This is a genomic window from Vibrio sp. 1F253 (assembly GCF_041439295.1).
In the GTDB taxonomy this organism is placed as follows: Bacteria; Pseudomonadota; Gammaproteobacteria; order Enterobacterales; family Vibrionaceae; genus Vibrio; species Vibrio tasmaniensis_A.
Genome location: NZ_JBGONU010000048.1, coordinates 1 through 14894, shown reverse-complemented (window position 1 = coordinate 14894; position 14894 = coordinate 1). Strand labels below are relative to the sequence as shown.

Below are 14894 nucleotides of genomic sequence, written 5' to 3'. Positions count from 1 at the left end.
AATTCATATATAAAAACTAAAAAAGCCGCTTGTTCACAACAATGCGGCTTTCTCATCTTTATATTGAGCATTCCTTTAATCCAATGGCAAGTGACCCGTTTTCACTAGGATAACCGTCTCTTCTTCCACATAAGGGAAATGCTCGCTCATATGAGGGCTACGCATCCAAGTGTGTTTTGGATACACGCCATGTTCATCTTTAAAAGTGCCTGACAACACAAAGATCTCTTCACCACCAAAATGACGGTGTGGCTGAAAGCGCTCACCAACGGGCCATTTCACCAAGGCCACATTTTCGTGCTCAAAAACATGTAGCGGCATCACTTGTAAGCCACCGATGCCCGGAAGCCATTCCGTTTCTAGGGTATTGATACGAACTTGAGTTAAGTCTCTCGCATCAAACTGATTAAGCTTCACCAAGATCGTGCAGCCATCTTTGCTTGATGGAGAATGCGCACTGCCCGGGGGATTACGGATATAAGTGCCCGCTGGGAAGTCTCCAGTTTCATCTGAGAACACACCCTCTAATACGAATATCTCTTCGCCTTGCGGATGCGGGTGCTCAGAAAACGAAGATTCCGGTTCGTACTTCACAACACTGGTCGTGTGACCCGATTCTTTCTCTTCTCTTTCAAGCGGCTTACGCCACACCCCTTTGGCAGGGCTTGCAATCCAATCTAATGATTCGGTTTCAATAACCAGTCTCTTTGAAAAGTCCATGTTGAACATAATGGCGACCTTACTCTTGTTATCGTTTTAATTATTATTGTTGTCTTGCTCGTTTCTATTCTAAGCGAATACTGATCAAGGAGGCCATCTCGCTACTAATTTTGCCTACGCGACAGCCACCTGAAAAGAAGCCTATTTAATTGCGGCCAGCTATCACACCGCCATCAACATCCCAGATTGCACCCGTTACCCAATCAGCACTGTCTGACAGTAAGAAAGAGATGCTATTGGCGATATCTTTCGGCAAACCGACTCGACCAATCGGGTGGAACACATTGAAACCCTCTAGCGCTTGATCCACTTCTTCCGGTTTAATGAAAGATTCGTAAATCGGCGTTTTAACCACAGCCGGAGACACCGCATTTACACGAATGTTATGTTCAGCCAGTTCCATTGCCATGTGCTGTGTTAATGCGTGCAAGCCAGCTTTAGCCATTGAATAGGCAGAAGATGGCGTCGCTTTGATTGCCTGCTTACCCCACATAGAGCCAACGTTAACCACACTGCCACCGCCGTTCTTGATCATCAATTTACTTATCGCTTGAGTGATGAAGAAGGTTGCTTTATTGAGCTGCATGTATTGCTCGTAATCAGATTCTTGATGCTCGATAAACGCTTTAGGGTTGAAGTAGCCCGCCGCATTAACAAGGTAACCAATACCCTCTTCAAGCGACTCTAGATGCGCAATGAGATTAGCTACACTCGCATCATCATAAAGGTTAGCTTGCCAACCTGAAGCGTGACCTAACGATTGCAATTCTGACACCGCTTTATCTAACTTAGTTGGGTTATTGCCGACAACCAACACATGGATGCTCTGAGCGACTAACTGCTTCGCTGTTTCAAAGCCCATACCACTTGTGCCACCGATTACTACTGCAATACCATTTTTAGTGAAGTTCATTTTGTTATCTCCTAAGTCATGTGAACGTGGTAATCTTAGGCTTTGAACTAACACCATGAATAGTAAGTACAAATCGGTTAGGTAGGTATTTATTGGTACATCTTTATGAAAAATCAGGAAAACTTTTTTTCAAGAAAATCAACACCAGAGCGCTCAGCTCGCATGGTCGAAACCATCTACGGCTGTAAATGGTCGCTAACGGTTTACCAATTACTGGCAAATGGTATTAATCGCCCCGGTGAAATGGTGCGGTCAGTAGAAGGATTATCGACCAAGGTATTGAATGAATGTTTGAAGCGAAATGTAGAATTCGGGATTTTAGATAAGCAAATGTTCAACGAACTGCCACCAAGAGTTGAGTACCAAGTGACGCCGTTCGGTGAGAAGTTCTTGTTGATTCTAGACCAGCTGGAAAACCTGCAAAACGAAATCGACGAGATGTAAGCCCAAGCAAATCCGCTCAATACCAAATAATGGATAACACGCACTATTTAGCTCACTGGCATTTGCTCAAAGCGACCTTTGACAAAATCAATGAAGGTTCGGATTCGGCTTGGTTGATAGCGGTCTCGATGGTAGATCGCTGAAAAGTCGACCTTAGGCACTACCCATTCTTCAAACACTTGCAGTAATTGCCCGTCGTTCAGTTCTTGTAAGCAATAGATGGTTGGTACACGAATAATTCCGTTGCCCGACTTCGCGCCCTGCACCAACACTCGCCCATTTTTACATTGCAGTCTGCCCGTCACATGCACATCGACCGTTTTCTTGGTGTCGTCCAGTGCTTGAAAACTCCACTTACGCACCGATCCCGTTAAGCAGTCATGGTGGATCAGATCCTTAGGATGGCTTGGCTTTCCTTTACGAGCAAAATAATCAGGGCTCGCGAGTGTTCCCATCTCAATGTCTAAAAGCTTTCTTGCGATAAAGCCCGCGTCTTCTAAGCTTCCCATGCGAAAAGCGATATCAAACGCGTCTTCAATCAAGTCGACTCGGTTACTACTGAAATCAAGGCTAATGCTGATGTCTGGGTAGAGTTGCATGAACTCATTGACCAAATCCGCGATGATCACTTCACCAAGATAACCACCGACACAGTTTACTTTTATGTCGCCACGTACTTCTTCGACATCGTCCACAGCAGCAATCAGAGCTTGGTCTATGTTATCGAGGGCTTGCTCACATCTCGCGTACAGATCTTGCCCTGCGTGCGTCAGCCTCAAGGTTCGAGTGGTGCGGATAAACAGTGTTACACCCATCTGCTTTTCTAGGCTACTCACTTGGCGTGATACGTGGGAACGAGACACATCCAACTCCTCTGCCGCTTTGGTGAAATTACCTAAACGAGCGATAAGCACGAAGGAGCGAATATCAGACAGGTTAATTTGATTGAGCATAGTCACCAGCTTACTAATGAAGTTATGAGATAGACGCCTTTATTGTTGCACCACAGCAACAGTGTTTCAAGTAAAGCGCTATATATCAACAATGCTATTTTCCTTAATATACCTCCATCGCAACGAAGCAAGGCAACAAGCACTTGATTCGAATGCACTTAAACAACACGTCGTAGCCAACCGACGCAATTAGAGTACAGAGGAAATAAAATGAAAAAACTAATCGTAATTACAGGTGCAAGCTCTGGTATTGGTGAAGCAATCGCTCGTCGTCTAAGCGATGAAGGTCACCCTCTGCTACTTTTAGCTCGTCGTGTTGACCGCCTTGAAGCGCTTAACTTACCAAACTCTCTATCTGTGAAAGTAGACGTAACAGACAAAGCGTCTTTTGATGCAGCAATCGCACAAGGTGAAGCGAAATTTGGCCCTGTAGACGCGCTTATCAACAACGCTGGTGCAATGCTTCTTGGTCAAATCGATACTCAAGACGCTCAAGAGTGGAAGACAATGTTCGACGTGAACGTGATTGGCCTTCTAAACGGCATGCAATCTGTACTTGCTCCTATGATGGAACGCAATACAGGTACTATCATCAACATCAGCTCAATCGCGGGTAAGAAAACATTCCCAAGCCACGCTGCTTACTGTGGTACTAAATTCGCGGTACACGCTATTTCTGAGAACGTTCGTGAAGAAGTGGCGGCTTCAAATGTTCGTGTTACCACTATCGCACCGGGTGCTGTAGAGACTGAACTTCTGTCTCACACTACATCTCAAGAAATCAAAGACGGTTACGATTCTTGGAAAGAAGACATGGGCGGCGTACTGGCTGCTGACGATATTGCTCGCGCGGTATCGTACGCTTACCAACAACCACAGAATGTATGTATCCGTGAGATTGCTCTAGCACCAACTAAGCAACAACCGTAAGTTTCAGTGATTAACTTACGTAACGTCTTTGTTTAATTGACGTATAGAGAAAGGGACTTTTACTATACATAGTAAAGGTCCCTTTTTTCTTTTGTCCGAACTCGATAAACACTAGGTTTGTTTTGCGACCTCTCGACCACGCCATTGAATCACAATCAGTGCGACAATAATTACAATCCCCAAAGGTCCTAGCCCGAATGGATTGAGTAACAATAGTGGAATGGCAAGTAATGCTGCTAAGCGCTCAACCATGCTCAGTGAACGAATCAAATACCCTTCAATTGCGATCGCTATCGCGACAATAATAGTCAGCGTCTGGACGATTGACAAAAGCAACGCTGGTATTCCGTCGTCAGGATTCACAAGGCTTGTGTATGCCATCATAATTGGGATGATGAACAGACCACCCGCCAACTTGAACGCTTCTACCGAAGATTTCATTGGGTTAGCATTCGCTACACCAGCCCCAGCAAAAGCAGCCAAGGCTATAGGTGGCGTTACGTTCGAGGTTTGAGACAGCCAAAATACGATAAGGTGAGCAGTTAACAATGGTAAGCCAAAATCGCTTAGCATTGGTACAGCCATAACCGCCAACACAATATACGCCGCTGTTACAGGTAAGCCCATACCCAAAATTAAAGCCACTAAACTGATTAAGCCCAATGCAATAAGCATGTAGCCACCAGAGAAGTCCATCACAAACTGAGTAAACTGCAAACCGATTCCTGTTTGCCCTACCACACCAACAATAATGCCCGCCGCACCACACGCTGCAGAAATCGGCAACGCCATCAGTGCACCATTTTTCATCCCTTCAATGAATTTCTTCAATCCGATTCGACTGTGTTTACGCAGCGCCGCGGTTAGTAGAATTGCACTGCAACCCGCAACACCAACTAGCAACGGTGAGTAAGCCATCATTAAGAGTGCCGTTATCAAGATCAACGGAATCAGGTGGTGAGCGCCATCTTTCATCACCGAAACCACGGCTTCTGTTCTGCTTACAGCTTTGAGGTTCAACTTGCACGCCATTAGATGAACGTAAAGCAAAGTACAGAAAAAGTATAAAATAGCAGGAGCAATCGATGCGATCATGATTTCGCTGTAAGGCACACCAGTAAACTGCGCCATCACGAACGCACCAGCCCCCATAATTGGTGGCATAATTTGCCCACCCGTAGAGGCGGCAGCTTCAATACCTGCGGCTTGCTCTGGTTTATAACCGAGCTTCTTCATCATAGGGATCGTAATTGAGCCTGTGGTCACCGTATTCGCTATCGCAGAACCAGAAATAGAACCCAAACCTGCCGATGCCAATACCGCGGCTTTCGCAGGGCCGCCACGGTATTTACCGGCGATTGAGAATGCGAGATCAATAAAGAATTTACCGGCTCCGGTCACCTCTAGAAATGCACCAAACAACACAAAGATGAATACCGTTGTCGCGGCGATCCCTAACGCAGAACCAAATACACCATTAGCGGAGTAAATCTGGAACTGAATCAGCTCTTGTAGCGTGTAAGCCTTAATAGAAAAACCACTTGGCAGCATGTCACCGAACGCGCTATACGCAAGGAACAACACTGCGATTAACACCATCACCCAACCAACAGTACGTCGGCATCCTTCTAGCAGCAGTACCAACAAAGCACTACCAGCAAACATGTCAGCAAATTGAAGGCCATAAAACAGATGATTGATGTCGTTATAATCGAATATCCATAAACGGTAGCCAGCAAACACCACCACGGCACACAAGATCACATCGATCAGCTTGCCCACAATAAAGAGCTTGTTCTTTCGGTTAGAGAGCAATGGAAAGTGAAGGAAGATCAATACCAATACCCAACACAAGTGGATGGGTCTAAAATAGGTTGCCGAGATCGTTGAACTCACGCCTTGCCATATCTGAAAAGCCGACAGTGCTACTGCAACAACTAAAGTCAAATAGCCCATTGTTTTCACGAGTTTTTCATAGGGTAATAGTTGGGGTGACGCATTTTGATTATCAGGGGTAATATCCATATTAATGCCTGCTGGATAAGAACGAATTGATAAAAAGGGCAAGTGAGATTTCACTTGCCCTGAGGTAGAGATGTTACTTGCTTACCGAATCTAGGTACTTCTGAGCACCAGCATGAATCGGTACGCCTTGCAGTCGAGAAGCATTCTCTGGTGTGGTCATTTCAGCCATTTTCACGACTTTACGAATATCACCGATATTCTCAAAAGCGGCTTTAGTCAGATTGTAAGCCATGTCATCACTCATGTTGGCATTAACCACCAATACGTTCCACACACTAAGTGTCGATACTGGATCAACCTTATTGTAAACACCTGCTGGAATGTCGTAAGCACTGTAGGCTGGATATTGTCTCATGAAGTTAGCACTCTCTTCTTCAGAGATAGAAATCACCTTAACGTCGTGAGTTAACGCAATCTGTGTTACCGCGCCAACACCTTGACCACCAACAATGAAACCCACATCGATTTGACCATTCGCCAAAGCATTAGTGGTTTCTGAGTAATTAAGGTAAACCGCATCAATATCTTTTTTCACATCAATACCCATCGACTCAAGTAGTGCTGCAGATGTTACTGCCGTACCACTAGCAGGGGCCCCAAGGGAAACACGTTTACCTTTGAGTTGCGATAATGAATCAATACCAGAGTTTTTAAGAGTGATGGTATGAACTAGATTTGGATATAGAGCAAACAGCGTTTTCACTGGCATTTTCTTAGGAAATTTACCTTCGCCATTGTAGGCATCCAGAACCACGTTACCCATTGCAATCCCGGCGATCATATCGCCACGTACAACCTTGATGGTGTTCTCGACTGACGCTGCTGTCACTTCTGCTTTTGCATTCACATCCGGTACGTTTTCAGACCAGACTTTAGCTAATGCGCCACCAAATGGGTAATAGATACCACTTTGACCGCCTGTACCGATTGAATAGTTTTCTGCACTTGCCATCGTAGGCAGAATCGCGAGTAAAGCTACTAATAAGTTACGTTTAAGCACAATCATCTCCTTGATTATTAACCGTAATTAGATATACACCTAACTACAGGCTTTATTTTCTGTTCGTTTTTTGAGCCGTTCAAACATTACATGCGATCGAATATTGTGCAATTAAATACTATGCAATTGTGAAGCAAGTGTTAAATTGATCACTTATCAATAAAAAAGCGCCCAAGCTGGCTGGTGCTTGAGCGCTTTTAACAAACTAAAGATGTTGATTAGAAGTTGTAACCACCACCAATCATGAATACCCATGGATCAATATCAACGTCTGTTGAGTACTGTTTCCCACCAGCCTTGTACTTGGCTGTAGTATCGATGTCTGCGTACCAGACGGATGCGTTTAAAAACCAGTCGTCGTTGATCATGTAATCCATACCAACATTCGCAGCCAGTCCCCACGAATCATCAAGGGACAAGTCACTTAAACCAGCATCTTTAGCCGCACCATTAAGCTCTTCGTCAAAGAATACGGTGTAGTTAATACCAGCACCTACGTAAGGACGGAACTTGCTGTTTGCTTCGCCGAAGTAGTACTGAACCATCAACGTTGGTGGTAAATGTTTTGTCTCGGCGATATCACCTAAACCACCATGGTTTGTAGAAATTGTATGGGAGAACGGCGTCGCTGCAAGAATCTCGAGACTGATGTTGTCTGTAAACATGTAGCCAAATGTCAATCCAAGTTGGGTGTTTGAATCCACACCAAATTTTGAACCCGATGTCTCCAAAACATCTCCACTGCTATCGTTAGGAGACACTATTGCGGCACCAGCACGGGTGATGAAATCACCTTCTTTATGAGCAAAAGCACTAGTTGACATAAGAGCCGCCACAACCGCAATACCACATACTGTTTTTTTCATTATAATTTCCTTTTGAGGGCTTAATCGTTATTGGTGAATGAGTAATCATTTCTTATTTTGCGTGCAAGGTAGCATATAATAACCCTACTTTATTGATGGAAATCAATTTGTGAAAACTTGTGAGAACCTATGTAAATTTGCATCGACTTGATCACTTTATCGCTTCATTTTATTGACAGTTTTGTAATGCAACTTTCCCGTGCGTCATTTTGTTAATTTAACCCCTTCACCTTGCCCGGATCTGTTTGGATCAAAATAGAGCAAGCCAACACCTCGCACGCATCAACTTGGTGCAACTTCGCAGAATTCATTCTCATCTCGTTTAATATTCAATGGGTTACATTTGGCTCAGCGCTTGCAAGTCTATGTTCATAATCATAAATACATTGAGGTTCTGACCATGCAAGACACTCTTACAATCGTTCTGGCCGGCGGTGTTGGCTCTCGGCTTTCTCCCCTTACCGATAACCGTGCAAAACCTGCGGTACCTTTTGGCGGTAAATATCGAATCATCGATTTCACGCTCGCGAACTGCTTACACTCTGGGCTGCGCCAAATTTTGGTGCTGACTCAGTACAAGTCTCACTCTTTACAAAAACATTTAAGAGATGGTTGGTCGGTGCTTAACCCCGAGCTCGGCGAATACATCACCAATGTCCCCCCACAAATGCGTACAGGTGATAGTTGGTATAGCGGTACTGCCGATGCGATTTATCAAAACTTGTATCTGCTTTCTCGTAGCGAAGCTAAGCATGTAGTGGTGTTATCAGGCGACCATATCTATCGCATGGATTACGCGCCAATGCTCAAGCAACATAAAAAGAACGAGGCCGATCTAACCGTAGCGTGCATGGAGGTTTCGATTGATGAAGCCAAAGAATTTGGTGTGATGGAAATAGATGAATCTCTAGAGATCAATAACTTTACCGAAAAGCCACATTACCCTGCATGTGTCCCCGGTAGGCCGACTCGAAGCATGGCTTCAATGGGTATTTACGTCTTTGATAAAGAGGTGTTAACACAAGCGCTACTGGCGGATGCCGAAGATCCGAACTCAAGCCATGATTTCGGTAAAGACATTATTCCTAAATTGGTCGGCAACAACAGTGTTTACGCGTATAAGTTTGGCGACGAAGAAGGCCGAGTGACCCAAGATGCGTACTGGAGAGATGTGGGTACCATCGACTCTTACTACCAGTCCAATATGGATCTGTTAAAGCCAGCCTCACCTATAGATTTATACCAACCAGATTGGGCGATTCGCACCTACGAGCCGCAACTGCCACCTGCACGCACCATTGCTTCTGTAGAAGGAAACCAAGGAATATTCATCAACTCGATGATAGCGAATGGCGTAGTGATCGAAGGTGGCTCTGCGCAAAACTCTATCTTCTTCCCGAAAGTGAAAGTCAGTAATGCCGCGATTGTGATTGATAGTATTCTGTTTGAAGATGTTGAGATTGGGAAAAATTGCCATATTCAAAACTGCATCATAGATAAGAACGTCAAAGTGCCAGATGGCACCCAAATCGGTATTGATAACCTTGCCGACGCTAAACGCTTTCACATATCGAAACAAGGCGTCATTGTGGTGCCCTCTTCTTACCAATTTGAAGAATAGCTATCGCTAAAACCAGATGGCGCTATAAGGGCAGCCAAGAGTTGCCTTATTCAATAGTCGTATTCACGGAGCTTTGCTTTTTTATATAAACCACACTTTTTATATCAACTGCAGTGATTTAAAAAGAAAGCATTATCGGCATCAAACTAGCAATGATTTACAAAACTTAAACTAGAATAAGTATTTGAGCTGACGTTTGGTTAAGGCGATAAAACCTAGGCTGGCAAGGTAGATTAGAGGAATGCTTCGCGAGTGAGGTATTTTTGAACATGTATTGAAAACACGAAACATAATATGCGATCAGTTCTTCGGACTTTCAAGGGAGTAAAGGGAGATTATTTGATAACACTGAAGTGAATCACACATGTGCTATTTCGCAGTTGGTTAAACTAACCGATGTTTGCTACGTTTAAATGACACAGTCATTGGAAAGGTATGATTTATGAAAATAAATGTTCAAACACATCATGTATCAATTAACGACGAGTCACGCAAAGACATCGAAGGTAAATTCGAGAAGATATCTAACCATTTCCCATCACTGATCAGCTGCGACATCATCATCACAAAAGAACATGGTCAACACCAGGTTGAAGTGTTCACCAACTACGAAGGTGTACGTGTAAACGCAAAAGCTACAGATGACGTTATGTATCCAGCTATCGCTTCAGCACTCAAGAAACTTGAAGCAGGCCTAAGTAACCGTAAGGGACAATTGAAATCAGACTTACACGAGAAACCAACGAGCACGAAGCCAGAAATTGCTTCAGACATCATCCAAGAGATGAAACTGGTATAACTCGACTAATAGTTAAAGCGCACTGACGAATAGAAGCGCACAAGAACTCCAAAGCCAGCATGCGTTGCTGGCTTTTTCGATCTACACCTCAATCAGTGGAATAGTGAGTTTTTAGATGGAACACCAACTAGGCAATAACTGGAAGCACATCAACTGGGTATTAACCGACGTCGATGACACGCTCACTTGGCAAGGCTCACTCCCTCCTGAAACCTTGATTGCGTTACAAAAGCTAAGAGACAATGGAATCAAAGTGGTCGCGGTGACTGGCGCTTGTGCGGGTTGGTGTGATCATATTGCACAACTATGGCCTGTCGATGCCGTGCTTGGAGAGAACGGCGCCTTCTTATTAGAGAAACAAGATGGTGCATTACAGCTTTCATCGGAAACACCTTTAGAACAAGTGCGTCAGAACCAAGCAAAGCTAAAACAACAAGTTGAAGCGATCTTGTTGAGTTACCCAGATCTATCCCTAACTCTGGATCAATCTTACCGCTTGTGTGAGGTCGCGATTGATATCGGCCAAAACCGTGAACCTGTTGACCCTGAAATAGTGCAAGTGGTACTTGAAAGAATACATGCTTTAGGCGCACACGCGACGGCAAGTTCGATTCATATCAATGCTTGGTATGGCGAACACTCAAAGAAAAACGCAGTACATCGTTTTCTGGCTAATAAAGGCCTATCGCTTGAACAAATCCACAAGCAAGCGTGTTATGTCGGCGATTCAATGAATGATCAACAGATGTTCGAATCACTACCGCTCACCGTTGGCGTGGCTAACATTCAGCATTATTGGGATAAGTTAGATCATCATCCAAGTCAGGTGATGTCGCAGCCGGGTGGCTATGGGTTTGCAGAATTTGTGGATGCACTTCTGACGCTTAAAAGTGAGACAGCGAAAAGCTAACCATCCTTGTCTAAACAAGCTTTCTGCCCATTCAAACAACATAAAAAAACGACCGCTAGGTAGACCGAAGTACCTAGGGTCGTTTGAGCTTCAAAATGCTAGATAAGCTCTTAACTTTGACACATCACACAAAACACGCTGCATTGCACCATATGTTTATATGAGTTTATTACGGATGTGGATCACCACCGCTTCTGCAACGATAACCACTGCAAAAATACTCACCAACACCATTGATACTTTTTGCCACTCAAAAAGGTTCTGCGCATCGTTGAGCACCACGCCAATACCACCAGCGCCCACCAAACCCAATACCGCAGATTCACGCACATTGATGTCCCAACGAAACAACACAATGGAATAGAACGCGGGCATCACTTGTGGCCAATAACCTTTAAGTAAAACGCTCATCCAAGAAGCGCCTGTCGCGCGTAAAGCTTCAATAGGCCCCATGTTCACTTCAGCAATTGCTTCCGCTAACAGCTTCCCTACAAAGCCGATACTACGAATGGCAATTGCCATAATGCCTGCGAGAACACCGGGGCCAAACAGTGCGATGAACAGCAATGCCCAAACCAATGAGTTCACAGAACGTGAAGACACGAGAAAGAATTGAGCAATCCAGTTCAAGGCTTTATTCGGAGTGATATTTGGCGCGTTCATCAGCGCCAAAGGGATAGCAAATACCAAGGTAAACAAGGTACCTAACGTCGCGATGTGCAGTGTCTCAATCATCGCTGCGTGAATCGACTCAGGATAGAACGCGTAATCCATTGGCACCATACGCTCGAACATGTCGGCAAACTGGGCTGGCGCGTCGTATAGGAACTCAGGAATCACTTCAACGGTTTGCCAAGACCAAACAATCGCACACACTAAGCTAAGGTAAACGGCAAATCGAGCCACGCGTTCGTTTGGTGTAAAGCGCTGCCACTCTTTATCGATAGATGCAGTTGTCATTAGAAGATTCTCCTAACAATGTTGGAAAGAAATTCACCCACAAGAATCAATGCGATGATGGTGATCAAAATAGCGGCGACAAAGTCGTAGTCGAAGCGTTGGAATGCAGAGAAAAGCGTACCACCAAGGCCGCCCGCACCCACAATGCCAACCATGGTTGAGTTACGTAGATTTGAATCCAACTGGTAACTAGCAAAGCCAATAAAACGAGTAAACACTTGAGGCATTACCGCATACAAAATGACGCTGATAAAACTGGCACCGGTTGCTTTAATCGCTTCAACCGGTTTAAAAGAGATCTCTTCAATTGCTTCAGCAAAAAGCTTGGCAATAAAACCAATCGATGCGAATACTAAAGTCAGGATCCCCGCAAGGGCACCAAAGCCGACCGCTTTCACGAATAGAATTGCGATGATCACTGGGTGGAAAGAACGACACAGTGCGATGAAGCCACGAATAGGTGTCGATACAATCGAAGGCATCATGTTTCTTGCAGCAAGTAAGCCAAGAAACAATGAGATGATGATGCCGAAGAAACTCGAAATGATCGCTATCTGTAAGCTCTCCGCTAAGCCACTTAGCAGTAGGTTAGTACGCGAGAAATCTGGCGGGAACATTCTTGATAGTAACCGCTCACTTTCACCAAAACCGATGAGCAAACGATCAAAGGTCAGCCCTAACGTCGAGAAACTGTAAAACAGATAAGCAACTATCGCAGCGATAATAGCTCGGTTAGTCCATGAGGTTTTGAACGGGTTTTCATGCTTCGCTGACGATGTGCTTGATGAAACGCTTGGCGACGAGCTTGGGTTTAATCCAGCCATGACTCACCCCCGTAAATGATTTTTAGATCTTCTTCTGAGATCCCTTCAGGGCTACCGTCATAATGAACTTTACCGTTACACATGCCGATGATGCGCTTGGCATAACGCTTGGCTAAGTTCACATCGTGGATGTTAACCAACACGGGAATGTTTTTCTGTTCTGCGAATGTCTCCATCAACTCCATTATCTCAACCGCTGTTTTCGGGTCGAGTGATGACGTCGGTTCATCCGCCAATAAGATATATGGGTCTTGCATAACGGCGCGAGCGATACCGACACGCTGTCTTTGGCCGCCCGATAAACTGTCGGCACGTTGGTTAGCAAAGTCTTGTAGGCCAACAAATTCAAGTAACTCGAACGCTTTGGCGAGGTCTTGCGCAGAGTAGTTACGACGCCATGCATTCCAAGCGGTCATGTAACCCAAACGGCCACTCAACACGTTCTCGATAACCGTTAAACGTTCCACGAGGTTATATTCTTGAAACACCATACCGATATGTCGACGCTGTTTACGTAGCGCTTGGCCTTTTAATTGAGTTAGGTCTGCGCCATCAAAAATGATTTCACCTTGGCTTGGATCGTTGAGTCGGTTGATACAGCGCAGAAGCGTACTTTTACCGGTACCAGATGGGCCAATGATCGCGATGATGCCTGGCTCATCGATATCAATATTAATGCCTTTAAGGATTGGCTTGCCTGCCACGTATTCGTGGAAAAGGTTGTTTATCTTTATTCCTTCATAGCTTGCTACGGCCATACTGCATTTCCTTGTGCGAATTTTAGAATGATCTATGCCCTACCCGCGAGGGCATAGATTTTTAGTTAAGGTAGGTGTTTTTAAAGAACTAAGTCTTTCGAAAACTTAGTCTTCTAATAGAAAAAGAATTAGCCGTTGTTTGCTTGTTTTGCTAACTCAGCGGCTTTTTTCTTCGCGCGTTTAGCCGCATCTTTTTCAGCTAACTTCTTAAGGCCTGTTTTGGTGTAAGCCGTACCTGTCGCATGAGCAATATCACGAATCACATCCCACTCTTCTTTGTAGCTGATTGGAGAGAAACGATCGGCACCTTTAAACGATGCGCTCATCTCTGGTGTAAAGCGGTAGCTAAAGAAAGCTTCGTTGATCTTCTCAACCAGTTCTGGTTTTAGGTTGTAAGCATAGCCAAACGCAGACGTTGGGAAGCGTGGGCTACGGTAGATAATCTTCAGTTCAGAATCGTCAACACGACCTGCTGCTACCATACGATCGTACACGTCCGATGCCACAGGTGCTGCGTCATAATCTCCATTGAAGACACCTAGAATCGATTGGTCATGCTTACCTGAGTAAAGCACCTTGTAATCTTCATCTGGCACTAGGCCTTTCGCTGGGAATAACGCACGAGGAGCTAGGTTGCCAGAGTTGGAAGATGCAGAAGTGTGTGCAACCTTTTTGCCTTTCAGATCAGACATTTTGTTAATGCCGCTGTCTTTACGCACAATCGTGATTAGGTTGTAGCCTTGGAAGCCAGACTCATCGCCCTTCACCGCAATTGGAACGTAACCTGCTAAATTAACTGCGTAGCCTGTTGGGCCCGTAGAGAAACCCGCAACATGCAGTCGACCAGAACGCATCGCTTCTACTTGTGCAGAGTTCGAGTGAACTGTGTAGTAAATCACTCGCTTACCTGTAATTTTACTTAGGTGAGCTTGGAAATCCGCAAACGCATCTTTGTACAACGCAGGGTCTTCTACTGGCGTGTAAGTAAACACAAGCGTACTTGGATCGTTCCACTCATCTGGATTCTTTGGTGAATCGGCGACCAAATCTTGGTTTTCATCACAGTATCGATCGTCTAACACACCACGGCTAGAGCAGTCGCTTGCCATAGCCATTGAAGGGTCGGATAAGCGACACCTGTTACCAGGTGCCGCTCTCCTAAGAACCCAGC

15 protein-coding genes are annotated in these 14894 nt (G+C 44.9%); 5 read left to right on the top strand and 10 right to left on the bottom strand.

The genetic code is table 11. The features are described 5' to 3' along the window. Positions 1 to 75 precede the first annotated feature (75 nt). Positions 76 to 729, bottom strand: coding sequence for a cupin domain-containing protein (locus ACED28_RS18905; protein ID WP_371710454.1), 654 nt, complete (start codon positions 727 to 729; stop codon positions 76 to 78). Between the two features lie 136 nt (positions 730 to 865). Continuing rightward, positions 866 to 1633: an SDR family NAD(P)-dependent oxidoreductase gene (locus ACED28_RS18900; protein ID WP_102579760.1), complete on the bottom strand. Its 768-nt coding sequence runs from the start codon at positions 1631 to 1633 to the stop codon at positions 866 to 868. Positions 1634 to 1738: 105 nt separating this feature from the next. Between ACED28_RS18900 and ACED28_RS18895 the strand changes: the two genes are divergently transcribed. Next, positions 1739 to 2077 carry a helix-turn-helix domain-containing protein gene (locus ACED28_RS18895; RefSeq protein ID WP_017100832.1) on the top strand — a complete coding sequence of 113 codons (339 nt, stop codon included), beginning with the start codon at positions 1739 to 1741 and terminating at the stop codon, positions 2075 to 2077. Positions 2078 to 2124: 47 nt separating this feature from the next. Here ACED28_RS18895 and ACED28_RS18890 read toward each other — a convergent pair whose 3' ends face one another. Continuing rightward, positions 2125 to 3030 (bottom strand): LysR family transcriptional regulator, encoded by a 906-nt coding sequence (locus ACED28_RS18890; RefSeq protein WP_009846264.1) that lies wholly within the window; start codon positions 3028 to 3030, stop codon positions 2125 to 2127. Between the two features lie 210 nt (positions 3031 to 3240). Between ACED28_RS18890 and ACED28_RS18885 the strand changes: the two genes are divergently transcribed. Further along, positions 3241 to 3960, top strand: coding sequence for an SDR family oxidoreductase (locus ACED28_RS18885; RefSeq protein WP_009846263.1), 720 nt, complete (start codon positions 3241 to 3243; stop codon positions 3958 to 3960). A 111-nt stretch (positions 3961 to 4071) separates the two neighbouring features. On the opposite strand, the gene ACED28_RS18880 is transcribed toward ACED28_RS18885, so the two are convergent. From ACED28_RS18880 to ompW, 3 genes are all read right to left on the bottom strand, one after another. Further along, positions 4072 to 5985: a TRAP transporter permease gene (locus ACED28_RS18880; RefSeq protein ID WP_371710453.1), complete on the bottom strand. Its 1914-nt coding sequence runs from the start codon at positions 5983 to 5985 to the stop codon at positions 4072 to 4074. A gap of 73 nt (positions 5986 to 6058) precedes the next feature. Beyond that, a complete protein-coding gene (locus ACED28_RS18875; RefSeq protein WP_017102057.1) occupies positions 6059 to 6991 on the bottom strand; it encodes a TAXI family TRAP transporter solute-binding subunit in 933 nt (310 codons plus the stop codon). Positions 6992 to 7203: 212 nt separating this feature from the next. Next, on the bottom strand, positions 7204 to 7851 hold the full coding sequence (ompW, locus tag ACED28_RS18870; RefSeq protein WP_371710452.1) for an outer membrane protein OmpW: 648 nt from the start codon (positions 7849 to 7851) through the stop codon (positions 7204 to 7206). Positions 7852 to 8251: 400 nt separating this feature from the next. Between ompW and glgC the strand changes: the two genes are divergently transcribed. From glgC to ACED28_RS18855, 3 genes are all read left to right on the top strand, one after another. Next, positions 8252 to 9472: a glucose-1-phosphate adenylyltransferase gene (gene glgC / locus ACED28_RS18865; RefSeq protein WP_029223955.1), complete on the top strand. Its 1221-nt coding sequence runs from the start codon at positions 8252 to 8254 to the stop codon at positions 9470 to 9472. Between the two features lie 442 nt (positions 9473 to 9914). Continuing rightward, complete coding sequence (gene hpf / locus ACED28_RS18860) at positions 9915 to 10271, top strand: ribosome hibernation-promoting factor, HPF/YfiA family (protein WP_009846260.1); 357 nt, start codon at positions 9915 to 9917, stop codon at positions 10269 to 10271. A gap of 115 nt (positions 10272 to 10386) precedes the next feature. After that, positions 10387 to 11181 carry an HAD-IIB family hydrolase gene (locus ACED28_RS18855; RefSeq protein ID WP_371710451.1) on the top strand — a complete coding sequence of 265 codons (795 nt, stop codon included), beginning with the start codon at positions 10387 to 10389 and terminating at the stop codon, positions 11179 to 11181. A 156-nt stretch (positions 11182 to 11337) separates the two neighbouring features. On the opposite strand, the gene phnE (ACED28_RS18850) is transcribed toward ACED28_RS18855, so the two are convergent. The 4 genes from phnE (ACED28_RS18850) to phnD form a co-directional block, all read right to left on the bottom strand. Then, the gene (phnE, locus tag ACED28_RS18850) at positions 11338 to 12141 is read right to left on the bottom strand and encodes a phosphonate ABC transporter, permease protein PhnE (protein ID WP_017097992.1); all 804 of its coding nucleotides are present in this window, start codon (positions 12139 to 12141) and stop codon (positions 11338 to 11340) included. Continuing rightward, the gene (phnE, locus tag ACED28_RS18845; protein WP_371710450.1) at positions 12141 to 12965 is read right to left on the bottom strand and encodes a phosphonate ABC transporter, permease protein PhnE; all 825 of its coding nucleotides are present in this window, start codon (positions 12963 to 12965) and stop codon (positions 12141 to 12143) included. Before phnE (ACED28_RS18845) ends, phnE (ACED28_RS18850) begins: the two co-directional genes overlap by 1 nt. After that, positions 12953 to 13723: a phosphonate ABC transporter ATP-binding protein gene (gene phnC, locus ACED28_RS18840; protein ID WP_004732991.1), complete on the bottom strand. Its 771-nt coding sequence runs from the start codon at positions 13721 to 13723 to the stop codon at positions 12953 to 12955. Before phnC ends, phnE (ACED28_RS18845) begins: the two co-directional genes overlap by 13 nt. Before the next feature lie 128 nt (positions 13724 to 13851). Beyond that, positions 13852 to 14838: a phosphate/phosphite/phosphonate ABC transporter substrate-binding protein gene (gene phnD / locus ACED28_RS18835; RefSeq protein WP_371710467.1), complete on the bottom strand. Its 987-nt coding sequence runs from the start codon at positions 14836 to 14838 to the stop codon at positions 13852 to 13854. Positions 14839 to 14894 lie beyond the last annotated feature (56 nt).

Coding starts and splice junctions, on each gene's coding strand:
- ACED28_RS18855 (WP_371710451.1), top strand. CDS start 10,387: ATGGAACACCAACTAGGCAATAACTGGAAGCACATCAACTGGGTATTA.
- hpf (WP_009846260.1), top strand. CDS start 9,915: ATGAAAATAAATGTTCAAACACATCATGTATCAATTAACGACGAGTCA.
- ACED28_RS18885 (WP_009846263.1), top strand. CDS start 3,241: ATGAAAAAACTAATCGTAATTACAGGTGCAAGCTCTGGTATTGGTGAA.
- glgC (WP_029223955.1), top strand. CDS start 8,252: ATGCAAGACACTCTTACAATCGTTCTGGCCGGCGGTGTTGGCTCTCGG.
- ACED28_RS18905 (WP_371710454.1), bottom strand. CDS start 729: ATGTTCAACATGGACTTTTCAAAGAGACTGGTTATTGAAACCGAATCA.
- phnC (WP_004732991.1), bottom strand. CDS start 13,723: ATGGCCGTAGCAAGCTATGAAGGAATAAAGATAAACAACCTTTTCCAC.
- ACED28_RS18900 (WP_102579760.1), bottom strand. CDS start 1,633: ATGAACTTCACTAAAAATGGTATTGCAGTAGTAATCGGTGGCACAAGT.
- ACED28_RS18880 (WP_371710453.1), bottom strand. CDS start 5,985: ATGGATATTACCCCTGATAATCAAAATGCGTCACCCCAACTATTACCC.
- phnD (WP_371710467.1), bottom strand. CDS start 14,838: ATGGCTATGGCAAGCGACTGCTCTAGCCGTGGTGTGTTAGACGATCGA.
- ACED28_RS18895 (WP_017100832.1), top strand. CDS start 1,739: ATGAAAAATCAGGAAAACTTTTTTTCAAGAAAATCAACACCAGAGCGC.
- ACED28_RS18890 (WP_009846264.1), bottom strand. CDS start 3,030: ATGCTCAATCAAATTAACCTGTCTGATATTCGCTCCTTCGTGCTTATC.
- ACED28_RS18875 (WP_017102057.1), bottom strand. CDS start 6,991: ATGATTGTGCTTAAACGTAACTTATTAGTAGCTTTACTCGCGATTCTG.
- ompW (WP_371710452.1), bottom strand. CDS start 7,851: ATGAAAAAAACAGTATGTGGTATTGCGGTTGTGGCGGCTCTTATGTCA.
- phnE (WP_371710450.1), bottom strand. CDS start 12,965: ATGGCTGGATTAAACCCAAGCTCGTCGCCAAGCGTTTCATCAAGCACA.
- phnE (WP_017097992.1), bottom strand. CDS start 12,141: ATGACAACTGCATCTATCGATAAAGAGTGGCAGCGCTTTACACCAAAC.